The sequence below is a fragment of the Bradyrhizobium sp. BTAi1 genome (assembly GCF_000015165.1).
GTDB classification, from domain to species: Bacteria; Pseudomonadota; Alphaproteobacteria; order Rhizobiales; family Xanthobacteraceae; genus Bradyrhizobium; species Bradyrhizobium denitrificans.
Window position 1 is genome coordinate 7,817,200 of record NC_009485.1, and the last position, 22,512, is coordinate 7,839,711.

Genomic DNA, 22,512 nt, shown 5'->3' on the forward strand with positions numbered 1-22,512 from the left:
GCCCGATGATGAACCTTGCCGAGTATCGTCGCCATAACCAGAGCCTCGCCGACTTCCTGCCGTGGGCGGCGCTCGTCGCCAAGGGCGTTGTTCTCAACAAGGATGGCTCCTTCCAGCGCACCGCACGCTTTCGCGGTCCAGACTTGGATTCTTCCACGCCCGCCGAGTTGGTGGCCATCACGTCGCGTCTCAATAATGCGTTGCGTCGCCTTGGCTCCGGCTGGGCCGTGTTCATTGAGGCCCAGCGCGTGCCGGCGCACAGGTATCCGTCAACTCAATTTCCGGATCCCGTTTCGGCGCTGGTCGATGCCGAACGTCGAGCCCAATTCGAAGAAGAAGGCGCGCATTTCGAGAGCGGCTACTTCCTGACACTGCTCTGGCTGCCGCCCGCCGATGACGCGGCCCGCGCGGAAGCTTGGCTCTATGAGAACCGCGCCCAGGGCGCCGCCGACTGGCGTGCCACGCTCGAAGGTTTCGTCGACCGCACCGATCGCGTGCTCGCGCTGCTCGAAGGCTTCATGCCGGAATCGGATTGGCTCGATGACGCCGAGACCCTGACCTACCTGCATTCCTGCATCTCGACGCGGCGCCAGCGCGTGCGCGTGCCGGAAACGCCGATGTACCTCGACGCCATCCTGGTGGACGAGGACCTGACGGGTGGCCTCGAACCACGGCTCGGCCGCGCACATCTGCGCACGCTCACCATCATGGGCTTTCCATCACAGACTTGGCCGGGCCTGCTCGACGACCTCAATCGCCTGGCGTTTTCCTATCGCTGGGCGACACGCGCCATCTGCCTCGACAAGACCGACGCGGCCAAGCTCCTCGGCAAGATCCGCCGTCAGTGGTTCGCCAAGCGCAAGAGCATCATGGCGATCCTCAAGGAGGTGATGACCAACGAGGCGTCGGTGCTGATGGACTCCGACGCCGCCAACAAGGCGCTCGATGCCGACGCCGCTCTGCAAGAACTTGGCACCGACCTCGTCGGCGAGGCCTACGTCACCGCCACTGTTACCGTCTGGGACGATGATCCGCGGATCGCGGACGAGCGCCTTCGCCTGGTCGAGAAGGCCATTCAGGGCCGCGACTTCACCTGCATGCGCGAAGGCGTCAACGCGATCGAAGCCTGGCTTGGGTCTCTCCCAGGGCATGTCTACGCCAATGTCCGGCAGCCGCCGATCTCCACGCTCAACCTCGCGCATATGATGCCGTTTTCGGCGGTTTGGGCCGGGCCTGAACGGGACGAGCACTTCCAGGCGCCGCCGCTTCTCTTCGCCAAGACCGAGGGATCGACCCCGTTCCGCCTCAGCCTCCATGTCGGGGATGTCGGCCACACCTTGATCGTCGGCCCGACGGGCGCCGGCAAGAGTGTGCTGCTCGCGTTGATGGCCTTGCAGTTCCGGCGCTATGCCGGTGCACAGGTCTTCGCCTTCGACTTCGGCGGCAGCATCCGGGCGGCGGCGCTCGCGATGGGCGGCGATTGGCACGATCTCGGCGGAGCGCTCTCCGACAGCGCCGCCGAGCCCGTCGCGCTCCAACCGCTCGCGCGGGTCGATGATCCCGGAGAGCGCGCGTGGGCCGCCGAATGGGTCGCGGCGCTCCTCGGTCGCGAGTCCGTCACCGTCACTCCGGAACTGAAGGAACACCTATGGTCAGCGCTGACTTCGCTTGCGTCCGCGCCTATCCAGGAGCGCACCATCACCGGGCTCTCGGTGCTCCTGCAATCAAATGCCCTGAAACAGGCGATCCAGCCCTACACCGTGGCAGGCCCCTGGGGACGACTGCTCGACGCCGAGACGGAGCGGCTCGGCGAGGCCGAAGTCCAGGCTTTCGAAACGGAAGGGTTGATCGGCGCGGGCGCGGCTCCAGCCGTCCTATCCTATCTCTTCCATCGCATCGAAGATCGCTTCGACGGCCGACCCACCTTGCTCATCGTCGACGAAGGTTGGCTCGCCCTCGACGATCCCGGCTTCGCCGGGCAACTGAGAGAGTGGCTGAAGACGCTTCGGAAAAAAAATGCCAGCGTCATCTTTGCCACGCAGTCGCTTGCCGACATCGACGGCAGTGCGATCGCACCAGCCATCATCGAGAGCTGCCCGACCCGCATCCTGCTTCCCAACGAGCGCGCGCTCGAGCCGCAGATCGCGGCGATCTACCAGCGCTTCGGTCTCAACGATCGCCAAATTGAGATTCTGAGCCGCGCGACGCCGAAGCGCGAATATTACTGCCAGTCGCGACGCGGCAATCGCCTATTCGAACTCGGGCTGTCCGAAGTCGCGCTCGCCTTCACCGCCGCCTCGGCGAAATCCGATCAGACCGCCATCGAAGAGCTGCTCGCGGAACACGGCCGCGGCGGCTTCACCGCCGCCTGGCTGCGCCGAAAGGATCTCGACTGGGCAGCGGACATGCTCACCCACAACCAGGAGACCACGTCATGATCCGTCACCGCTTGCGCGCCTTGCTCATCGCAGGCGCCGCCGCTTTCACCATTACGGCCATCGCCAGCGGACCGGCGCGTGCGCAATGGATCGTGTTCGATCCGACCAATTATGCGCAGAACATCCTAACCGCCGCGCGTGAGCTTCAGCAGGTCAACAATGAAATCCAGATGCTGGAGAACCAGGCGACGTCGCTGATCAATCAGGCGCGCAATCTCGCAAGCCTGCCGTACTCGTCGCTCACGCAGCTTCAGCAGCAGATCACCCAGACCCAGCAGCTCCTCGCGCAGGCGCAGCGCATCGCCTACAGCGTCTCAAGCATCGACCAGTCGTTCACGCAGACCTATCCGCAGGCCTATTCCAGCGGGACGTCGTCGCAGCAGCTTCTCACGGATGCGAAGAGTCGCTGGCAGAACGCACTCGCCGGGTTCCAGGATACGATGCGCGTGCAAGCCGGCGTTGTGAGCAATCTCAACACCACGCGGACGCAGATCAACGCTTTGGTGTCCTCCAGCCAGTCGGCGACCGGCGCGCTGCAGGCCGCACAGTCGGGCAATCAGCTCGTGGCGCTTCAGACCACGCAGCTTGCGGACCTGACCGCGCTGATGGCGTCGATCGCACGCGCGCAGAGCCTCGATGCCGCGCGGACCCTTGAGACGCAGGCGCAGGCACAAGCGCAGACACAGGCATTCCTCAACTACGGCGCTGGTTACCAGGCCGGCTCCGCGCAGATGTTCCATTGATGCGAACCCGGCTTCTCAATCTGCCTGCTGTCGGCCGGGCTGTCGGCTTTTTGCTTGTCGCCATCGCGATCGTCGCGGCGGCACTGCACTTCCACACATCGCCTCCACGCCTCGAGCCGCGTGCGATGGAGGAACACACGCCCGACTCGCTCGCCGAAGAGCTCAAGCGGTGTCAGCTCATCGCCGACCAGGCCAAGGACGATCCGGCCTGCGAGGCGGCCTGGGCTGAAAACCGCCGCCGCTTCTTCACCTATACGCCGGCCTCCGGACCGAAGAACCCGACTCCGGCTCCAGCCAAGAACACCGACAGGTAAGCATCATGGGCGGCACGGGAGTCATCGACAATTTCCTGGGCACCTTCACCCAGTATATCGATTCCGGCTTCGGCCTCGTTCAAGGTGACGTGCGCTGGCTCGCCAGCGTCCTCATCGCCATCGACATCACGCTGGCGGGGCTCTTCTGGGCGATGGCGCCCGACGAGGACGTGCTCGCGCGCCTGATCCGCAAGACGCTCTATATCGGCCTCTTCGCCTTCATCATCGGCAACTACAACAATCTCGCGCAGATCATCTACAACAGCTTCGCCGGCCTCGGGATCAAGGCCGGTGGCGGCACGATGAGCGCTGCGCAGCTCCTGCAGCCCGGCAAGATCGCCGAGGTCGGGATCGATGCCGGCAAGCCGATCCTCACCGCCATCTCCGGTATGATGGGCTTCACCAGCGTCTTCGCCAATCTGGTGCAGATCGTCATTCTTCTGGTCGCGTGGCTGATCGTCGTCATCAGCTTCTTCGTCATGGCGATCCAGCTCTTTGTGAGTTTGATCGAGTTCAAGCTGACGACGTTGGCCGGTTTCGTACTCGTGCCGTTCGGGCTCTTCGGCCGTACGGCCTTCCTCGCCGAACGGGTGCTGGGCAACGTGGTGTCCAGCGGGATCAAGATTCTCGTGCTCGCCGTCATCATCGGCATCGGCTCCACGATCTTCAATCAATTCACCAGCGGCTTCAACAATCCGCCGACAATTTCCGACGCGCTGACGCTGATCCTCGCAGCGCTCTCGCTCCTTGGCCTCACGATCTTCGGTCCAGGCATCGCCAATGGCCTGATCGCGGGCGGACCGCAGCTCGGCGCCGGCGCGGCTGTCGCGACAGGATTGGGAGCGGCCGGGATCGGAGCGGCCGGCATTGCGGCGACCGCCGGGGGTGTCGCCGCGGCCGGCGGCGCGATCGCCGGGACGGCGCGCGCGGGAGCCGCGGTCGCGGGCGGCGCCAGCGCCGCATATCGCGCGGGTGGGGCAGCGGGTGTCGCCCAAGCTGCCGGCTCAGTCGCCATGAGCCCACTGCGCCGCGCCGCCAGCAGCCTTCAAGAAAGCTTCGCCTCTGGCGAGCGTGCCGTCATGAGCGGCGGCGCGCGCTCGTCGTCATCCGCCGGCGCGTCCGCCGCGTCGGACAGCCCGCCAGCATGGGCCCAGCGCATGAAGCGCGGCCAGACCATCAACCGCGGCGTCACCGCCGCCGACCACGCAATCCGCTCCGGTGATCGGGCAAGCGGCGGGCATCAGGTCGATCTTTCCGAGGGGGAATAGCTCATGTTCCGACGATCGACCGTGCGCTATGGCAAGACGCCGGACGCGGAGACGCCATATCAAAAGGCCGGCCAGGTCTGGGACGAGCGGATTGGCTCCGCGCGCGTTCAGGCCAAGAACTGGCGCCTGGCTTTCTTCGGCGCACTCGTTCTCAGCGGTGGGCTCGCCGGCGGCCTGGTCTGGCAATCGGCCCGCGGCACCATCACGCCTTGGGTTGTGCAGGTTGACAAGCTCGGCCAGGCCCAGGCCGTCGCGCCCGCCACCGCGGACTACCAGCCGACCGACCCGCAGATCGCGTGGCACTTGGCGCGCTTCATCCAGGAAGTGCGCGGCATCCCCGCCGACCCCGTGGTGCTGCGTCAGAACTGGCTCGACGCCTACAACTACGTCACGGACAAGGGGGCGCTCGCGCTCAATGACTATGCGCGGACGAGCGATCCGTTTTCCAAGGTCGGCAAGAACCAAGTCTCCGTCGACGTCGCGAGCGTCATCCGCGCCTCCGACTCCAGCTTTCGCGTCGAATGGACGGAGCGTCATTACATCGACGGCGCGCTTGCCTCGACTGAGCGATGGAGCGCCATCCTCACCATCGCGCTGCAGATGCCGACCGACGCCGATCGGCTGAAGAAGAATCCGCTCGGCGTCTACGTCCACGCCCTCAATTGGTCAAAGGAGCTCGGCTGATGCGCCCGCTTGCGATCTCGTCGCTCTTACTTGCGTCTGTCTCCCTCGGCGCCTGCGCCACAGCCTGGAAACCGCCGCAGATCAGCTACGACAACACGCCGAAGCCCGCGGTGCTGCAGGCCGAGCCGCCCAAGCCCATTCAGATCGTCGAGGTGCCGAAGCCGTTGCCGCTGCCCGGACAACTCAAGCCGCTGCCCGGGAACACGAAGCGCGCCCCCGAACCTGCGGATCCGCATGCTCGCGTCGATCAGGCCAATGGCGCGGCCCGCGTCCAGCCGACACGGGCAGGCTATCTCAACGCTATCCAGGTCTACCCCTTTTCCGATGGCGCGCTGTATCAGGTCTATGCCGCGCCGGGCCAAATCACCGACATCGCGCTCGAGCCGGGCGAGCAGTTGACGGGCTCAGGGCCTGTCGCTGCCGGAGATACCGTGCGGTGGATCATCGGCGACACCGAGAGCGGCGCCGGGCCAGCCAAACGTGTCCACATCCTGGTGAAGCCCACCCGTGCGGATCTCATCACCAACCTTGTCATCAATACAGACCGCCGGACCTATCACCTCGAGCTGCATTCCGACGACAAGACGTATATGGCGTCGGTCTCTTGGGCTTATGCGCAGGATCAGCTCATCGCGCTGCGCCAGCAGAATGCGGCCGCCGAGGCCGCTGCCCCCGTCGCAACCGGCGTCGACATCAATGCACTGAACTTCCGCTATCGCATCGAGGGCGATACTCCGCCGTGGCGGCCGCTGCGCGCCTTCGATGACGGCCGGCAGGTGTTCATCGAATTCCCGACCGGGATCTCACAGGGTGAGCTGCCACCGCTCTGGGTGATCGGCGCGGAAGGCGACGGCCAGCTCGTCAACTACCGTGTCCGCGGCAATCACATGATCGTCGACCGCCTGTTCGCTGCGGCGGAGCTGAAGCTCGGCGGCAAGCACCAGGAGCTGGTGCGCATCGTCCGCACCGATGGGAGGCCGCGGTGACGGACGAAGCCAGGGATGACGTGGGGCCGAGCGCGGCCGCACGTCCGGCTGAGGAGATGCGCTTGCGCGCCAAGCGACCGCCGGTAACCCGGCTGTCCCGCAAGGTCCTGCTTGGCGTCGGCGCCGCCGCGGCCATTGGCATTGGAGGCGCACTACTCTTCGCCTTGAAGCCGCAGCATCAGACAACCGGCGCCGAACTCTTCAACACCAACAACCGCAACACGCCAGATGGTCTCGCGAACCTGCCGCGCGATTATACGGGGCTGCCAAAGCCCGTGCCACAGCTTGGACCGCCGCTGCCCGGTGATCTCGGCAAGCCCATCCTCAACGCCGGAGCGCCTTCGCCCAGCATGCCAATGCCGGGACCGACACCGGAGGAGCAACGGCTCGCTCAGGAGATGGAGGCCGCCCGCACCAGTCATCTCTTCGCGACAACGAACGTCGTCGCGCCGAGCATGCCGATCGCGCCATCTCCAACGGCTGTCTCGCCGGGACAGACGCCGGCGAGCACATCGTCTGATCTCACGTCGCAAGATCACAAACTCGCATTCCTCAATGGCAACATCGACCGCAGAACAACGAGCTCCGATCGCGTCCAGCCGCCAGCAAGCCCCTATGTATTGCAGGCGGGCGCCGTGATTCCGGCATCGCTGATCACAGGCCTGCGGTCCGATCTGCCCGGACAGGTCACCGCGCAGGTGACCGAGGACGTCTACGACAGTCCGACGGGCAAGACCTTATTGATTCCGCAGGGGTCGCGCCTCGTCGGCCAGTATGATGCGCAGATCGCATTTGGCCAGTCGCGCGCCTTGCTCGTCTGGAACCGCCTCATCATGCCGAATGGCAAGTCGATCGTACTCGAACGCCAGCCCGGCGCCGACACCGAGGGCTATGCCGGGCTCGAAGACGAGGTCGACAACCATTGGGGCATGTTGTTCAAGGCTGCGATCCTCTCGACCATCTTATCCGTCGGCGCCGAGGCTGGAACGAGCAATAGCGAGAACAACCTCGCCCAGGCGATCCGGATGGGCGCGTCGCAAAGCTTCAACCAGGCTGGCGAACAGATCGTAGGCCGCTCCCTCAATATCCAGCCGACGATCACAATCCGACCGGGCTTCCCCGTGCGGGTCATGGTCACACACGACCTGGTCCTCGAACCCTACAAAGGCTAGGTGCCCGATGAGCAAACTCAAACTAAGCGCATTGGAAGACGACAAACCGGTGAAGATGACGATCGAGCTGCCGGCGGCCGTTCATCGTGACCTCCAGGCCTATGCCGAAGCGCTCTCCCACGAGACCAACCAGAGCGGTATCGAGCCCGCCAAGCTGATTCCACCGATGCTGGCGCGCTTCATGGCGACGGACCGAGCCTTCCGAAAGACCCGCCGGACCTCGTCGTCGCAGAAGACATCGTGATGACGTGCCGAGGCTGCCTCTGCTAAAGCAGCCCGCGATCCTTCGCTTCATCGCGCATAAACGCGACAAACCGTCCTACAACGGGTTCTTCGCATTCAGGAAGCCACACGAGATTCACACAAAATGATGCATTCGCCTCCGAAATCGGCCTGAAGACCACGTCAGGAAATCCGAGCTCGGCTTGGCTCTCTGCCGCGAGCGTCACGCCAAAGCCCGCTGCCACAAACGCGAGAATATATTGCTTGCTGGCGGCGTGCGACTGAAAGTCTACGTTCCTGCCAAGAAGCGAGGCGAAGAATTCGCGCTGCGCCTGACTTTCGCCCCAGCCTTCGACAAGAACCGTCTCGCCCGACAATTCCTTCCAACCAAGCGCCTTACGCCTCGCCAGGGAATGTTTCGCGGGAAGCGCCGCCATCAGCCGCTCACTATAGATGGGCAGCATCGCCGCATGCGGCCACAACGCGAAGCTCGGGACAAACGCGGCGTCAAGTCGTCGATCGGCCAGCGCGGCGGCGATCTCCCGTTCATGCATCTCGAATTGCACCACCGAAACACCAGGGTATCGTCCGTGCCAGCACCGCAACAAATCCCCCAGAGGCTTTCCGATCGGCGGCATTCGTAGGCCCAGACGAATCTCGCCCGTCGTGCCAAGGCCGTTGTGATGACCTGCGGCCTTCACGGCATCGACTTCAGCGAGGACACGTCTAATGTGCCGCATGACCGTCTGTCCGCTCGGCGTGAGCCGCACACCGGCACGGTTGCGCTCGAAGAGGGTGAGGCCAAGCTCATCCTCAAGCCGTGCGATACGCCGACTGATCGTCGACGCATGCAACCCGAGCACGAGCGCTGCACGCGCAAAGTTTCCTGCATCCACCGCCGCCGTCACAAACTGGAGGTCGGCGAGGTCCATTTCATAAGACCGCGGCGTGACGATCCTGCAAATTGATCGCGACCACCGCTATCATTGCGCGCCTTGCAGCTCGGATTCGTTGGCTTCTTCTTCTGCAGTTCCTTCTCGCGCCGGTGTCCCATCAGCGGTGCCGGCACCGTTCAGGATCGGATATGCCAGCGCTGCGATGTGCGAGTGAACGCGCCGGAGGTCTCTGACAATACGCAGAAACTGGCCGCCATCTTCGGCGACACGAGCGACTCCCTCGCCAGCATCCGCTCGCGCCGTGGTAGCCGCGACCCGCAGCAACTGCACATGGAGCGCGGTCGCACGCGCCTCCAGTCGCCGCAGAGCGCTCTTTCGCGAGATGAGCCGGTTCGCCTCGGCGGGATCACGGGTCAGAAACACTGCAAGCCCCATGTGGAGGCTTTCCAGGATTTCCGCATTCATCGAAACGATGAGATCGCGTTCGTCCTTCGCAAACGGCCTCCCCCGCTTGATCCGTTTGACCACGAATTCGATGAGGTTGTTGGCGACGACATCGCCAACGTGCTCGAGATTGATGACGGCTGACAATATCTCCTGGACCCGGGCGCCTTCGCTATCGTCATGCAACGGCTGCTCATTTCCGAGATCTGCCAGATAGCTGCGTATCGCGGCTCCAAGACGGTCGACCGATCGATCCATCCGGCTGATCGCGGTGGCGCGCCGAGGATCGTCTTGTTGGAACACCTCCGAAGCGCCCTTCAACATTGCTTCAACCATGTCGCCCATGCGAAGCGTCTCGCGCGCGGCATTCGCCAACGCGACGGTCGCCGCCCCTAATCCTGCCTCCTCCAAGTAGATTGGTTTTCCGGGATCATCAGGCGCCGGCGGGTCGGGAAGTATGCGGACGAGCAACCGCGCCAACCAATGAGACGGCCCGATAAACACCGCCGCCAGGATCAGGTTGAACGCGGTGTGGAAGTTCACCACGATCCGCCCCGGCGCAGGATCGATGTGGGCGAGAAGCGTCACGCATATTGCCAGCAACGGAAGCGCCACGACCGCGCCCACGATTCGAACCAGGGAGTTGCCGAGCGGAAGACGACGAGCAACCGGTGAACCCGCCTCAAAGAGCGCGGGCAATGTGCCGCCGATGTTGGCGCCAACAACGAACGCCAGCGCGCCGATCGGCGAAACGGTCTGACTCGCAGTCAGCGACACGATAAGAAGCACGACCGCCACGCTGGAATGACAAGCCCAGGTGAGCAGCGTTGCCACCAACACCGCAAGGAGAGGCTCGTTGCCGATTGCAGCGAGAACGTTTTTCAGCAAAGGCGCGTTCTCGATTGGCGCAAACTCATGCGCCATCCCCGACAAGGCCAGCAACATCAGTCCCAGCCCGATCGCGATTCGCCCGGCATTGCGCAGCCGATCATCGTCGAACGAGCGGAAAGCCATGACCCCGAGCAGGACCAAAGGAGGGCCGACGACACCGGCGTCGAACGACAGCACCTGCGTAACCAGCGTGGTTCCGACGTTGGCGCCCAGCATCACCACCAAGGCGGGCCCGAGCCCGATAAGACCGTTCGCCGTAAATGCGGAGGCCATGAGACCCGTCGCGGTGCTGCTTTGCAGAAGCGCCGTAATGCCGACGCCGGCAAGAAACGCCCGCCACCGCCGCGTCAGATTGTGCTCCAGCCATATCCGAAGGACATGGCCGAAGCCTCGCTGGACGCCGGTCGTCACCATATGAGTGCCCCAAAGGAGCAATCCGACGTAGCCGGCGAGCTCGAACAGAACGATGGTCCCGGTCATCAGAACCACCCCCCGTCATCTGGCAAGTACACGCGGTCCATGGCTCAGAACTCCGCGTGAAGACGGCCAGAAAAGACCGACACCGGACCGCGGTCGGCGTTGTATGCAGGGTTGACGATCAGTTGGTAGTCGGCGGTGAAGGTGAGCCCGTTCCCGATCGCCAGCGCGTAATAGCTTTCGAAAATCCGCTCGGTGCTGTAGTTCAGCGCCCCATCACCGATCAGGAGTCCGTTTCCACCAGCGGCAAGGAAGTCGCGATGGGCCGCAGACAGCCCATTGATGGCCCCACCGATCCCAACGGTATCGTTCGGCCGACCCCAAGGATTGCCCTTGATCGAAACGCCGCCTGACAGGCTGCGGTCAATGTCGGTGAACGACAGCGTCTCGTTTTGCCCGTCGTTCCAGCTCACGCGACCGAAAACGCCGATCCCAGGCGCAATCTGCTGCTCCAAGTTCGCGTAGAAGCCGTATTTCGGATTCACGTGGCGAATACTCGCCATTACCGTATTGATGTCTTGCGCGGAATCCTGGCTCTCGATTGCCAGTGCCTGGCGGTAGTTGCCCATGACGCCCTGGGTGCCGAAGACGCCGAGCCGCAGTTTTCCAGGCTCGCCCGCGATGGCGTAACGCTTCTCGAACTCCACCACGGCGCCGCCCGTGTTGAATTTCAAGACATCGCTGTTGGGCTCGGACGGCACCTGAACGAATGCCGCGCGGACTGCCCAGTCCTTCTTATTCAATTCGACGATTGCGCCGCGCGTGTATCCGGGGAGATCCGCGGGGAAATCGTAAGCCGCGGACGACCACAGCGCCCAGTTCATGAAATCGGCGCGAGGATCGTGCGCATAGGTGTTGTTGTCAAAGAAATCGCCGATGGCAAAGCGTCCGACGATCACCGTGATGCGATCGATATCACGTTTGCCCGCGAGCTGGTTGGGACCGTCGTCGACGTCCTCTTGTTCGCCGCCGAGGCCAAAGGTCTGCTTGAAGTAATAGCGTTGCGGCCGAATCTTCGGGAATGCGGCTCCAGCCTTTTGCGCTTCGCCGTTCGGGAAGCCCGCCAGACCCAATGTCCCATTCAGGCCGAATCCCTGCGCCAATTCGGGATTGAAATAGAACTCGCCGCCCTGCCACAGCCGCACCCCGATGAAGGCGGTCGTCGTCCACGTCTCGCGGACCTCGCCGCCCCCCGGCAAGCTGTTCGCACCCGCTTGGGGGGAGCGGAAGCTTGGATATCCCTGCGCAATCACCGTCGTTTGCGCATGGACGTTCCAGTCACTCGAATCCGGCAAGCGTGGCGTCGCGCTCTGCGAGCCGGACGCCGCCCACGGCAGATCGTTGAAGTGGTAGTTCAGTCCGATTTTGGCGAGGTGAAGCCCGGGAGCAAGACGGGCGTTCGGCAGATCGAAGCGGCCCAGATCATAAGTAGCCGCAGAAAGATTCACATAGTCGTACTCAACTTTCGCCGTCCAATTGCCGCTCACCGCGAATTCCGCACCGAGGCCTGCGGTCCAGCCCGTCTGATAGCGGCCGAGCTGCGCACCGCTGCCGTCGTTGACCTCGATATGACCATGCCCCCAGGCGAAGCCACCCGTGACATAGGGCATCCACCGATCGAATGCGTAACCCACTCGGCCACGCGCGGTGCCTACGTAGTCGACCGTAGAATTGAACGGCGACGGCGCCAACGCCGGCTCGTCGGTCGGGCTCGTGAACGACGCATCGGCTTCAACACCGAGCACCAGATGATTGGCGAGTTGCCGGTTATAGCCGACCTGAAAACCACCAATGAGGCCGGTCGGACTATGAGGCAGGAAGACGCCCTGCTCAGGCTTGGGGTGGGAGTCATCGCCCAAGCGGCCGCCACCGTAGCCGAAGTGACCACCGACATAAAAGCCGGTCCAGTCATAAACCCTCTTCATTTCGGCCTCGCTGGGCGGCCGATCCGCTTTGGTCCGAACATCAAGACGCCGTTCCGTGCCCAAGCGGTCGGCGCCGGCCGGAATCTCCTGGGCGTGCGCGTTTCCCGCGCCTGTCGCGGCGACAAGCACCAGAACGGGGAAGCAGGCGCGCGCCGACAGACCGCGTCGACCGAACCGCGGTTCACGGCCGTAATTCCGTACAGGCGCATCCTTCTTGCGAACTTCAATTTCATCACAGATCATCAGCAGCTCCACTGATCACGGGACGAGCAAGCCATCTCGTGATCGACGTGAGGCCGCTCTATTTTCGGGGTATTGGGGCGCTGCGTGAGTATTCACTCACGCAGCAACTAGGAGGTTCTGGCATGGTTGATTCCTTTCGATTTGGTACGCAAAGTTTGCTCACCAGCGATCTGTTCTAAAACGCTCCCGCTGCCGCAGGCGGATACTTTGCCGATTGACCTGCGCCGCCATGCGCAAAAGCGCCTTTGCTTGCGCAACGGAAATCAAGCGCTCCCGCGCGAGTTGAAAGGCAGTGCGGGCGAGCCAATGGGCACCCGCCGCCAACAGCCCGCCGACCCGCAGACGGACAGCAACCCGAAGTGCGGCGCTTGAGCGCCCCCGCGTTTTCACGATGTCCCGTCGCCGCTCGGTCACCAACCGGCTGCCGAATGCGCTTCTTTCGCCATGAAAGAATTCAGCTCGCTTTCTCATTTGCACTGCACGTCTCCTCAGTAGACTTCGCTGCTGGCCGACCGAGCCAGGTCAGTTGGACTCACCCCACATTGCGCTTCGACGGCGGGCTCGCTCGGACTTCCAAATGCGCCACGACCTCCTCGAAAGGCGCGACGAAAGGCGAAACGCCGCGAACGCGCCACGCCTGTTCAGAAACCCCTCCCGCACAAGAATGCGCGCGACCCTCACAACCCAGATCGCACCGAACAGGCAGGCCCGTTCTTCCAAGTGACGCGCGATTGACCGCGGAGAGCGCATCAGCGCTTCCCGCCGGTTTCGTTGCGACCGAGCCTTTGCCGGATTCGCACGTGGCTCTGGTCCACCCATGCGAGAGCGGATCGCGCAAACGGGCCTTTCGGCACGTGTTTGAGAACAAGGACCTCCACTTTCCCGAGCCACCAGAGCTGCAGCCGAACGCTGATAGGCCGCTCCCGATGCTGGATCTTGCGGGTCATCATGGCTGCCTCCGCCAAACAGAGCCGATAAGCTCACGACCTCCAGCCCAACAGAGCCGTCGCGCTCTCTGAGGGCCGCAAGCGTGCAGGCGCGCAACCACAGCTCCGGATCGGCAAACGGGGCGAAACCCGATACAAGCCGGTCCCAGATTGTTGGTCGGCGCCGGCCAGACGCCGCAGTCGTCGAGTGAGGCCGCAGCGATGTGGAATGACGTATGCACATGCTCCCCCCTTCACCGGCCGACGAGCGAAAGCTGCACGATCCGCACGAGGACAAGCCCGCCGGCCAAGATCAGATAACCGCGCAAGACCAGCATCCAGAGACGAGTCATCGGCGTCATCCGAGCTGACGGAAGCTCATCCAGCGGCGGCATGCGGTACGTCGCGCGCACCATCTCGTTCTTCGCGTTGGCCGGCTCTTCGCGGTGGATGAAGAGGAAGGCGACAGCGACGGCGAGCGTGAATACGCCTCCGATCCCGAGTATCGCGAGGATCGTGCTCTCGCTCATGTTTGGATACAGCACCGATGCGGTCAGGATGATTGACAGCATCACGAGGACACCGACGACGGCGCCGGTGAACAGGTTCATCCACCGCCCATTGATCCACGGACCCAGAACGGCTTTGTCGTTGCAAAGCAGCAGCAGGAACACGGTGGCGCTCGGTAGCAACACGCCGGCCAGAGTCTGCACGGCGTTGGTTAGCAGGCCGAGCGGCATGCCGGGGGTCAAAACCAGCGCAGCAGCCAACGTAACGAGGCCGCCATAGACCGCATAGAAGCCCTTGGCGTCCTGCGGCTTCCGATGCAGCGAATGCCGCAGCGACAGCACATCGCCTATCGCGTAGGCCGTCGACAGCGAGACCGCCATCGCGCCGATCACGCTGGCATCGAGCAGCGCAAGGGCGAAGAAGACGCCAGCCGTCTTCCCGACATAGGCGCCAAGCCCGGCAGCCACGGCTCCGGCGTCCTGGAAATTCCCGAACTCCGGACGACCTGCGAACGTCGCTGCGGTGAACGCCATCATCGCCACTGCGCCGATGACGACCAGCACAATGCCAAGGACGAGATCGATGCGCCCGTAGCTCAGAAAGCGCGTCGTGATGCGCTTGTCGATCACATAGCTCTGCTGGAAGAAGAGCTGCCAGGGCGCGACCGTTGTCCCGACAATGGCAATGATCAGGAGCATCACCTCGCTCAGCTTCCCGCCTTCAGGAAACTGCGGCACGACGAGATCATGGGCGATCTGGCTGACCGGGGGATGAACCCAGACGAGCACCGGCACCAACAGAAGACTGCCGAAAACGAGAAACAGCGAAAATCTTTCGAATCGCCGGAAATTGCCCGTCCCAGCCGCGGCGATAATGACGGCCGCTGCGGCAATGACGCCTACGCCTCGCGGAAGCCCGAGGTACTCGAGCGCCAGGCTGATTCCGATGAACTCGGTGACGATGGTCAGAGCATTCAGCAAGAAAAGGTCGACAACGCTGAAGGCGCCCCAGAACTTGCCAAACCGTTCGAGAATGAGCCGCGCGTGGCCGACGCCCGTCACCGAGCCGAGCCGCAAAACCATTTCCTGGTTCACGTACAGGACGGGAATGAGCAGGATGAGCGTCCACAACAGCGAGGTGCCATAGTTCTGGCCCGCCTGCGTGTAGGTGCCGAAGGCGCCGGCATCGTTGTCACCGACCATGACGATCAGGCCCGGTCCAAGGATTGCCAGCAGCGTCATCAAACGAGCACGCCAACCGTTCCTGGGACCCGTATCGTTCTTCTTGATTGTGCCGAGCGCGCCTTTGATGTCGCCGATATGCGCTTCATCCAGCACAGCGTGACGCACGGGAGTATCGAGGTTAGACAGCATGATTAACCGCCTTTGAAATGGCGTTGACTTGAGGGTTCTTGCGTTGGAGCGGTCGTGCGGCTCGACCTGTCGCGCACGACACGCGACCGCGCTCAGTCCGGTGACAGAAACCACCGGCATTCGAGGCGCCCTGCCGCCGTCAGTCGCCAACGGGCTGTCAACCGCGGGCGCCTGCGCTTGAAAGAGAGAACCGAGCTCGCTGGGGAAGTGACGCCTTGCGGACGCACACTGGAAAACTGGAAGGTCATTTTTTGCCTCCTGATGCCTGGGCTCAGGAGGCGGCACGCATCAAAGCAGCGCGAAGTGGATCGCGCGGCCCTCGACAATCGTGTCGTCGCCCTGAGCATAGCCGAGCCGCAGCGAAACGAGAGCAGACGTCGAGCGTCTACTGTCGCATTCGTCGGCCAGACTGCTAGGTCGCGGGTTCATATCGATCCCTTGCTGTGCCAATGGAAAATCCAGCCCACCATAGGCTGGACCTTGGCGCGTGAAATCGTTGCCGGTCTTCACAGCGCCACGGTTTTGATATATACCCGAGGGGGTATATTGTAACTATACCCGGGTATACGAAATGGGCAGATCGCACGTCGTTGCCGAGAAGCAGCGACTCCTTAACCGTGTCCGCCGCTTGCGCGGCCAGGTCGACGCATTAGAGCGGGCTCTCATCGCCGACGAAGCCTATAACGACGTCATGCGCCTGGTCACTGCAACCCGCGGAGCGATCAACGGAATCATGGCGGAAGTTATCAACGGCCACATCCGCACCCACATGGTCGACCCCAACCGCGCGCCCAGCCAGAGCGAGCGAAACGCCGCGGACGAGTTGGTCAGTGTCCTGCGAACATATCTTAGGTGACGTAATGATGCCGCCTCACGCCAAAGCTCAGGGCGTTGACGAGCCGAACGCGCCCGCACACCCGAACCGGGCGCGCCGCTTTGCTCGGCCATGGGCATACTTTGTCTCCCGCCTGGACCCGCGACCACAGGCCCTCTTCTCGCCGATGCTACCGATCTTCACGGCAGCACTCGCCATCGCCATCTTCATTTTCGACACGGTCACACCCTACGAAATCGCGGCCGCGAGCCTCCAGGTCGTGGTCGTCCTCCTGTCCCTGCGCTTTTGCCGGAAACAAGGCGTCATCTTCGTGTCGCTAGGCTGTGCCGCGCTCAGCATCCTCAGCGCCGTACTTACCATCGTGAGCTATGTTCCAACCGCCGGGAGCACCTTCAGTCTCGGTGTCATCAACACGTCGATCAGTCTGACTGCGATCGCAGCAACTGCTTACCTCGCGCTGGCTACCGAGACCGCCCGCCAGACGGCTGAACGCGCGCAAGCGCACCTCGCCCACGTGGCTCGTCTGACAACACTTGGCGAGATTTCCGCCTCAATCGCTCACGAGCTGAACCAACCCCTGACGGCGGTCATCACGAATGCGAATGCCGCCACACGCTGGATCCGCAGTGAGCCGCCAAATCCGCAGAAGGTCACGAGTTCGATCGAAAGCATCGTCGAGGACGCACGGCGCGCGAGTGAGATTATCGCTCGAATTAGAGCCCTGACCACACGCGCTGAACCCCAAAACGCATGGGTCGACATCAACGCGGTGATACAAGAGGTGCTTGTCCTCATCCAGTCTCAGTTGAACGAAAACCGCATCGTGGTCCGAGCTGAACTTAACAACGGCCTGCCGAGCGTCTTCGGTGACCGAATCCAATTACAGCAAGCCGTTCTCAACCTCATCGTCAACGCCATCGACGCAATCGGTGCTGCACAAGCAGACCCCCGAGAAATTCGCATTAGATCACGCAAGACACGGCCGAGTGGCGTCGAGGTCAGCATTGAGGACACCGGCGGCGGACTGACTACGACTGATGTCAATCAGATCTTCGATGCATTCTTTTCGACGAAGACCGGGGGCATGGGCATCGGTCTCTCGATCTGCCGCTCGATCATTGAAGCTCATCATGGCCGCATCTGGGCCGAAAAGGGCGAGCCTTCAGGAGCCACCTTCCACTTCACGCTGCCTGGGACTCAGGAGGCAAACCAATGAACCTCGGCGCTCCAGCCACCCGCACTCAGAAATCAACCGTGGCGATCGTGGATGACGATCCGTCCGTCCGGAAAGCCATTAGCAATCTATGTGAATCCGAAGGGTTCGACGTCGTGGCGTTCTCCTCTACGGCCGAATTCTTGCGCTGGTCGATTCCGGAGACACCCGTCTGCATGGTCTTGGACGTCCGCATGCCGGGCGAAAACGGGCTGGATTTTCAAGTCGAGCTAGCGAAGTCTCACGCTGAAATTCCGATCGTGTTTGTCACGGCGCACGGTGACATTCCCATGTCTGTCCGCGCCATGAAGGCTGGCGCCATCGAATTCCTGACAAAGCCGTTCAGGGATCAGGACCTCCTCGACGCCATCAACGGCGGCTTGGCGAAAAGTCGTATGCGCCGTAACGCGCTCGAGATGAATGCCGAATTGGAAGCTCGATACCAATCGCTGTCCAATCGCGAGCGAGAGGTGATGGATCTGATTACAAAGGGTCAACTCACGAAGCAGATTGCGGCAACACTCAACCTTAGCGAAATCACCGTTAAGGTCTGCCGCCGGCAAATCATGACGAAGATGCAGGCGAATTCCATGCTCGACCTCGGACGCATGTCAGAGAAACTGGAAAGGATGAGAAGCGGACCCGCGGAGCTCCGGTAGAAGAAGCCACGGTCGGATCGCTGCTGCTCGATATACCCGAGGATAGTTGTGCGACGAGCTGATTTGTCGCAACGCTCTATCGGAGTCGTACCTCCGAGAAGAAAAGGGCGGAGATCGTGCCCCACACCGCCACGTTAGGACATAGGGCCCAAGCGATCCTGGCGGTGTTCGCACAGCTCCACAAGAGCGCCGGCGATACTCTGAGATACGACGAGATCACCGATTATATTGGCGACGCTCACGTCCGAAAACTCGGTCAGCAAGAGCTGACTCGCGAAGGCCTCGTTGTTGAACACCAATATACGCTTGAACTCACCTCGACCGGCCGAGCGGCGATCACCTCGCTATTCGGGCCGAGCGGCCGACTCGTTCCCAGGCTTTTGAACGGGATCGAAACAACGACGATCAACAACCATAAGATCAAGGCTTGGCCACGAGAACCTGATAGTCCGAGCATCCGCTACGTCGTGAAGCGCTTTGCGTTAAAGCTCGCAATACTTCTCGTCTTTGCCCTTGCGCAAATACCGTCGCGATGGGGGTTCGGTTACGCCTTCGTCGCTTTGACGGCGTTATCGGGCATGATCTGCATTGGTCTGGCGCTCGTGCGTCGTGAGGCCTGGACGCTCGCGCGCCTGAACTACTGGCACGAAGCCGTCGCGTTTCTTGCTCTTGCATTGAGCGGCTGGACTACGATGCGCTGAACACCGGCGAATCCGCGCGGCGGACGGCCAAAGCGCCACGCCGAATATACCCGAGTATATTCTTCAGACACTTTTCGAGCGAAGAACGCCTCCGGGTATAAGTAGCGCAAACAACGATCGCACTCTATAGACACAGCAAATCTGCTTGGCGGGAATCGTCTAGCCTCGCTTGAGCAGTTCTAGGAAACCGAACGATGCCGAACGACGGTAGTCGACAGCTTACGCCGCCAGGGACGTTTCGCCGAGCCTAGACAAGAGCTCGCTCGTGACGGCCGGCACGGCTGACACGAGGGCGCCATGGTCTTTCATTCCAGGAGTGACGGCAAACACCGCCATTTCGATAGGAGCTTGGCGCCTCGTCTCGCCGGGCCAAGTTGGGCAGACCTCGCCGCCATAGCCCTTCTGCTAGTCATCGCATTGCTCGTCATCGTCGGGGTTGGCCAAATGCGCCAACCGCTGACGGCTCTCAATGCCGCGCCCGTCGACCTTCAGCTCCTGCACCTTCCTGAATATGCGCTTCTCTCGACCCTGCGCATGTTCGGGGCACTTGCGGCATCTCTGATATTCACTCTGACTGTTGCGACCCTCGCAGCAAAGAGCCGCAAAGCCGAACTGATCATCGTTCCTGCTCTCGACATTCTACAGTCGGTTCCGGTGCTCGGCTTTCTGACGTTCACCGTCATGTTCTTCATGAACTTGTTTCCTGGGCGCCAGCTTGGGGTCGAGTGCGCCGCGATTTTTGCGATCTTCACAAGCCAAGCCTGGAACATGGCGTTCAGCTTCTACCAGTCGCTTCGCACGGTCCCGAAGGATCTCGATGAGGTAAGCAGGCAGTTTGGCTTTTCGTCCTGGCGCAGATTTGTGCGCCTCGAGCTTCCGTTCGCCATGCCAGGTCTGGTCTGGAACGCCATGATGTCGATGTCGGGAGGATGGTTCTTTGTTGTCGCCTCGGAAGCGATCGCGGTTGGCAACACGACGATCGCATTGCCCGGTATCGGCTCCTGGTTGGCGCTCGCAATTGAGCGGAAAGATTTCGGCGCTGTCGCCTGGGCAGTCTTCGCAATGGCCGTCGTCATCGTCCTCTACGACCAGCTCATATTCCGGCCAATCGTCGCTTGGGCTGACAAGTTCAGATTCGAGCAAACCGCGTCGCGTGAACGACCGCGCTCCTGGGTATACGACCTCGCACGCCGCACGCGCCTTCTGCCGTCGATCATCGAGCTTCTGCTGGTGGCTGGCCGAGCCCTGAGTGCGCTGAGCTGGTCGGCCCCACCTCGACGTCAAACGCTCCACCCCAATAAACACATCATTCGTGTCCCCGACGGCCTCTGGATCGGTTTCATCGCCGTGGTCTGCTTCGGCGCCTCGCTCTGGCTGCTGCGCTTTATTTCGACATCCCTGACAGCGGCGGACATCATATCAATTGTTGGCCTGGGCTTTGCGACCTTGGTTCGCGTCGCCGTCCTCATTGCGATCGCCAGCATCATTTGGGTGCCGATCGGCGTGTGGATCGGATTACGGCCGACCTGGTCCGAGCGCCTGCAACCCGTCGCCCAATTCCTGGCCGCCTTCCCGGCCAATGTGCTGTTTCCCTTCGCGGTCGTGATCATCATCGGGCTGAGGCTTGATCCGAACATCTGGCTTTCGCCGCTCATGATTCTGGGCACGCAATGGTACATTCTCTTCAATGTCATTGCTGGAGCTAGCGCACTTCCTAACGATCTGAGGGAAGCGGCGCGGACGTTTAACATGCGCGGCCTGCAATGGTGGCGCCAAGTCGCCTTGCCCGGCATTTTTCCCTACTTCGTGACCGGCGCGCTCACGGCGTCAGGCGGGTCGTGGAACGCCAGCATCGTCGCCGAATCCGTTTCCTGGGGCGACAAACGTCTGCAGGCCACTGGTCTCGGCTCCTTCATCGCCGACGCGACCGCTGCTGGCGACCTGCCGCGGGTCGCCGTCGGCATCGTCGTGATGTCGGCCTTCGTCGTCACCCTCAATCGCACGCTTTGGCGCCCACTCTATCGGTACGCCGAGCGCCGGCTGCGCTTCGATTAAGAGGAGGATCAGTTCATGGTTGTCATTGAGAGCCGCAATTTAGTCGAAGTGCAGAAAGTCCGCCAGGTCTACGGAAAGTCCGGGGGACCCGATTTGCTGGTCCTCGACGACGTTGATCTCACCCTCAAAGAGAATGAAATCGTCGGGCTGCTCGGCCGATCCGGCTCCGGCAAATCGACGCTGCTCCGGTCCATTGCCGGCCTCGTGACGCCGACACAGGGCGTCATTGAGTTTCCCAAAATCGAAGACGGACAGCGCGCCACCGTTTCGATGGTATTTCAAACCTTCGCGCTTTTTCCATGGCTCACGGTCTTACAGAACGTTGAAGTCGGCCTCGAGGCGAAGAACGTGCCCCCGACTGACCGACGCAAGCGCGCGTTGGCGGCGATCGACCTCATCGGCTTGGACGGTTTCGAAAGCGCTTATCCGAAAGAGCTGTCGGGCGGCATGCGCCAACGCGTCGGCTTGGCGCGAGCATTGGTTGTCGATCCGGACATCCTGCTCATGGACGAACCATTCTCTGCCCTTGACGTGCTAACCGCGGAAACGCTGCGCACGGATCTTCTCGACCTTTGGTCCGAAGGGCGCATGCCAATTCAAATCGATCCTGATCGTCACCCACAATATCGAAGAGGCGGTGCTGATGTGTGACCGCATCTTGCTCTTTTCCTCAAATCCCGGGCGCGTCATCGGCGAAATCAAGGTGGAGATTCCGCAGCCACGCAACCGACAGGACCCGACCTTCCGTGCGCTGGTCGAACAGATCTACGTCCGCATGACGCAAAAGAACGACGACAGTCAGCCCCGAGACGGCCTCTTTCCGGGATCCGGCATAGGGATGGCTCTTCCTGTTGTTTCGACGAATGCGTTGGCCGGTCTGATCGAGGCCATAAATGCAGAACCCAATAACGGCCGAGCCGATCTGCCCGAACTTGCGAGCGGTCTCCTCTATGAGACCGACGATCTATTTCCGATAGCAGAGGTTCTGCAGTTGCTCCGCTTCGCCGAATTGGTAGGTGGGGACATCAAACTTCTTCCGGCGGGCAGACGCTATGCACTGGCCGATGTCGATGAACGCAAGAAGATCTTTGCGCAGCAGCTTCTCAGTTATGTGCCCCTGGCCGCACACATCCGGCGCGTCCTCGACGATCGCCCAAGTCACAAATCCCAAGCCCGGCGTTTTCACGACGAGCTCGAAGACTTCATGTCCGAAAGCTACGCCAGCCGAACACTTAAGGCAGTGACGCAATGGGCACGATACGCGGAGGTCTTTGCCTACCACGAAACCACCGATCTGTTCAGTCTCGATGACCCAACTTAGACGAAAACCGACCAGACACCGTAAGCAACACAGAGTCGCGCCTTGAATTTGGCGACGCATCCCGCACTTTGGGAGCATGTTATGACCAGCTATATTCGTATTGCGCGCAACTTAGCGACCGGCACTAGGCAAGCGCTATTTTCGTTCTTTGAGCCACAGTTACGCACGCTCTGTACAGCTCAGGTCAACACCCCGAATACAGTTCCACAACGGTGC

Annotated in this window: 20 protein-coding genes and 1 pseudogene; 14 read left to right on the top strand and 7 right to left on the bottom strand. The window is 62.0% G+C overall.

The window, feature by feature from the left end; genetic code table 11:
• Positions 1–5: 5 nt before the first annotated feature.
• The 8 genes from trbE to BBTA_RS34860 are packed head-to-tail and all read left to right on the top strand — an operon-like array spanning position 6 to position 7,849.
• Positions 6–2,438, top strand: a complete 2,433-nt coding sequence (trbE, locus tag BBTA_RS34825) for a conjugal transfer protein TrbE (protein WP_041751095.1) — start codon at positions 6–8, stop codon at positions 2,436–2,438.
• Positions 2,435–3,181 carry a P-type conjugative transfer protein TrbJ gene (trbJ, locus tag BBTA_RS34830; RefSeq protein ID WP_012047197.1) on the top strand — a complete coding sequence of 249 codons (747 nt, stop codon included), beginning with the start codon at positions 2,435–2,437 and terminating at the stop codon, positions 3,179–3,181. Before trbE ends, trbJ begins: the two co-directional genes overlap by 4 nt.
• Positions 3,181–3,495 (top strand): putative entry exclusion protein TrbK-alt, encoded by a 315-nt coding sequence (gene trbK-alt / locus BBTA_RS34835; RefSeq protein ID WP_012047198.1) that lies wholly within the window; start codon positions 3,181–3,183, stop codon positions 3,493–3,495. Before trbJ ends, trbK-alt begins: the two co-directional genes overlap by 1 nt.
• A 5-nt stretch (positions 3,496–3,500) precedes the next feature.
• Positions 3,501–4,763, top strand: coding sequence for a P-type conjugative transfer protein TrbL (gene trbL / locus BBTA_RS34840; protein WP_012047199.1), 1,263 nt, complete (start codon positions 3,501–3,503; stop codon positions 4,761–4,763).
• 3 nt (positions 4,764–4,766) lie between these two features.
• Positions 4,767–5,447, top strand: coding sequence for a conjugal transfer protein TrbF (gene trbF, locus BBTA_RS34845; protein WP_012047200.1), 681 nt, complete (start codon positions 4,767–4,769; stop codon positions 5,445–5,447).
• On the top strand, positions 5,447–6,433 hold the full coding sequence (gene trbG / locus BBTA_RS34850) for a P-type conjugative transfer protein TrbG (protein ID WP_012047201.1): 987 nt from the start codon (positions 5,447–5,449) through the stop codon (positions 6,431–6,433). The genes trbF and trbG overlap by 1 nt, the downstream gene beginning before the upstream one ends.
• On the top strand, positions 6,430–7,605 hold the full coding sequence (locus BBTA_RS34855; RefSeq protein WP_244424249.1) for a TrbI/VirB10 family protein: 1,176 nt from the start codon (positions 6,430–6,432) through the stop codon (positions 7,603–7,605). Before trbG ends, BBTA_RS34855 begins: the two co-directional genes overlap by 4 nt.
• Positions 7,606–7,612: 7 nt before the next feature.
• Complete coding sequence (locus tag BBTA_RS34860; RefSeq protein WP_041751096.1) at positions 7,613–7,849, top strand: DUF2274 domain-containing protein; 237 nt, start codon at positions 7,613–7,615, stop codon at positions 7,847–7,849.
• Positions 7,850–7,871: 22 nt separating this feature from the next.
• On the opposite strand, the gene BBTA_RS34865 is transcribed toward BBTA_RS34860, so the two are convergent.
• From BBTA_RS34865 to BBTA_RS34890, 7 genes are all read right to left on the bottom strand, one after another.
• Complete coding sequence (locus BBTA_RS34865) at positions 7,872–8,759, bottom strand: LysR family transcriptional regulator (RefSeq protein WP_012047204.1); 888 nt, start codon at positions 8,757–8,759, stop codon at positions 7,872–7,874.
• A gap of 51 nt (positions 8,760–8,810) precedes the next feature.
• Positions 8,811–10,538, bottom strand: a complete 1,728-nt coding sequence (locus BBTA_RS34870) for a Na/Pi cotransporter family protein (protein ID WP_041751097.1) — start codon at positions 10,536–10,538, stop codon at positions 8,811–8,813.
• A 44-nt stretch (positions 10,539–10,582) separates the two neighbouring features.
• Positions 10,583–12,703, bottom strand: coding sequence for a carbohydrate porin (locus tag BBTA_RS34875; protein ID WP_083780808.1), 2,121 nt, complete (start codon positions 12,701–12,703; stop codon positions 10,583–10,585).
• A gap of 159 nt (positions 12,704–12,862) precedes the next feature.
• Positions 12,863–13,180, bottom strand: a complete 318-nt coding sequence (locus tag BBTA_RS40465; RefSeq protein WP_148221559.1) for a hypothetical protein — start codon at positions 13,178–13,180, stop codon at positions 12,863–12,865.
• 272 nt (positions 13,181–13,452) lie between these two features.
• Positions 13,453–13,653, bottom strand: coding sequence for a hypothetical protein (locus BBTA_RS34880; protein ID WP_041751098.1), 201 nt, complete (start codon positions 13,651–13,653; stop codon positions 13,453–13,455).
• Between the two features lie 230 nt (positions 13,654–13,883).
• The gene (locus BBTA_RS34885) at positions 13,884–15,512 is read right to left on the bottom strand and encodes an NRAMP family divalent metal transporter (protein ID WP_012047207.1); all 1,629 of its coding nucleotides are present in this window, start codon (positions 15,510–15,512) and stop codon (positions 13,884–13,886) included.
• A 288-nt stretch (positions 15,513–15,800) separates the two neighbouring features.
• Positions 15,801–16,022: a hypothetical protein gene (locus BBTA_RS34890; RefSeq protein ID WP_041751099.1), complete on the bottom strand. Its 222-nt coding sequence runs from the start codon at positions 16,020–16,022 to the stop codon at positions 15,801–15,803.
• 61 nt (positions 16,023–16,083) lie between these two features.
• On the opposite strand from BBTA_RS34890, the gene BBTA_RS34895 reads away from it, so the two are divergent.
• From BBTA_RS34895 to BBTA_RS34920, 6 genes and pseudogenes are all read left to right on the top strand, one after another.
• Positions 16,084–16,368, top strand: a complete 285-nt coding sequence (locus BBTA_RS34895; RefSeq protein ID WP_041751100.1) for a metal/formaldehyde-sensitive transcriptional repressor — start codon at positions 16,084–16,086, stop codon at positions 16,366–16,368.
• A 4-nt stretch (positions 16,369–16,372) separates the two neighbouring features.
• Positions 16,373–17,563, top strand: coding sequence for a sensor histidine kinase (locus tag BBTA_RS34900; protein ID WP_244424253.1), 1,191 nt, complete (start codon positions 16,373–16,375; stop codon positions 17,561–17,563).
• A complete protein-coding gene (locus BBTA_RS34905; protein ID WP_004620406.1) occupies positions 17,560–18,219 on the top strand; it encodes a response regulator transcription factor in 660 nt (219 codons plus the stop codon). Before BBTA_RS34900 ends, BBTA_RS34905 begins: the two co-directional genes overlap by 4 nt.
• Positions 18,220–18,383: 164 nt before the next feature.
• The gene (locus BBTA_RS34910) at positions 18,384–18,920 is read left to right on the top strand and encodes a hypothetical protein (protein ID WP_041751101.1); all 537 of its coding nucleotides are present in this window, start codon (positions 18,384–18,386) and stop codon (positions 18,918–18,920) included.
• 297 nt (positions 18,921–19,217) lie between these two features.
• A complete protein-coding gene (locus BBTA_RS34915; protein WP_012047211.1) occupies positions 19,218–20,975 on the top strand; it encodes an ABC transporter permease subunit in 1,758 nt (585 codons plus the stop codon).
• A 15-nt stretch (positions 20,976–20,990) separates the two neighbouring features.
• A pseudogene (locus BBTA_RS34920) lies at positions 20,991–22,296 on the top strand (AAA-associated domain-containing protein).
• Positions 22,297–22,512 lie beyond the last annotated feature (216 nt).

What these genes read in the sequence shown, in the direction of transcription:
- trbE (WP_041751095.1), top strand. Translation starts at nt 6, where the DNA reads ATGATGAACCTTGCCGAGTATCGTCGCCATAACCAGAGCCTCGCCGAC.
- trbJ (WP_012047197.1), top strand. Translation starts at nt 2,435, where the DNA reads ATGATCCGTCACCGCTTGCGCGCCTTGCTCATCGCAGGCGCCGCCGCT.
- trbK-alt (WP_012047198.1), top strand. Translation starts at nt 3,181, where the DNA reads ATGCGAACCCGGCTTCTCAATCTGCCTGCTGTCGGCCGGGCTGTCGGC.
- trbL (WP_012047199.1), top strand. Translation starts at nt 3,501, where the DNA reads ATGGGCGGCACGGGAGTCATCGACAATTTCCTGGGCACCTTCACCCAG.
- trbF (WP_012047200.1), top strand. Translation starts at nt 4,767, where the DNA reads ATGTTCCGACGATCGACCGTGCGCTATGGCAAGACGCCGGACGCGGAG.
- trbG (WP_012047201.1), top strand. Translation starts at nt 5,447, where the DNA reads ATGCGCCCGCTTGCGATCTCGTCGCTCTTACTTGCGTCTGTCTCCCTC.
- BBTA_RS34860 (WP_041751096.1), top strand. Translation starts at nt 7,613, where the DNA reads ATGAGCAAACTCAAACTAAGCGCATTGGAAGACGACAAACCGGTGAAG.
- BBTA_RS34865 (WP_012047204.1), bottom strand. Translation starts at nt 8,759, where the DNA reads ATGGACCTCGCCGACCTCCAGTTTGTGACGGCGGCGGTGGATGCAGGA.
- BBTA_RS34870 (WP_041751097.1), bottom strand. Translation starts at nt 10,538, where the DNA reads ATGACCGGGACCATCGTTCTGTTCGAGCTCGCCGGCTACGTCGGATTG.
- BBTA_RS34875 (WP_083780808.1), bottom strand. Translation starts at nt 12,703, where the DNA reads ATGATCTGTGATGAAATTGAAGTTCGCAAGAAGGATGCGCCTGTACGG.
- BBTA_RS34880 (WP_041751098.1), bottom strand. Translation starts at nt 13,653, where the DNA reads ATGATGACCCGCAAGATCCAGCATCGGGAGCGGCCTATCAGCGTTCGG.
- BBTA_RS34885 (WP_012047207.1), bottom strand. Translation starts at nt 15,512, where the DNA reads ATGCTGTCTAACCTCGATACTCCCGTGCGTCACGCTGTGCTGGATGAA.
- BBTA_RS34895 (WP_041751100.1), top strand. Translation starts at nt 16,084, where the DNA reads ATGGGCAGATCGCACGTCGTTGCCGAGAAGCAGCGACTCCTTAACCGT.
- BBTA_RS34900 (WP_244424253.1), top strand. Translation starts at nt 16,373, where the DNA reads ATGATGCCGCCTCACGCCAAAGCTCAGGGCGTTGACGAGCCGAACGCG.
- BBTA_RS34905 (WP_004620406.1), top strand. Translation starts at nt 17,560, where the DNA reads ATGAACCTCGGCGCTCCAGCCACCCGCACTCAGAAATCAACCGTGGCG.
- BBTA_RS34915 (WP_012047211.1), top strand. Translation starts at nt 19,218, where the DNA reads ATGGTCTTTCATTCCAGGAGTGACGGCAAACACCGCCATTTCGATAGG.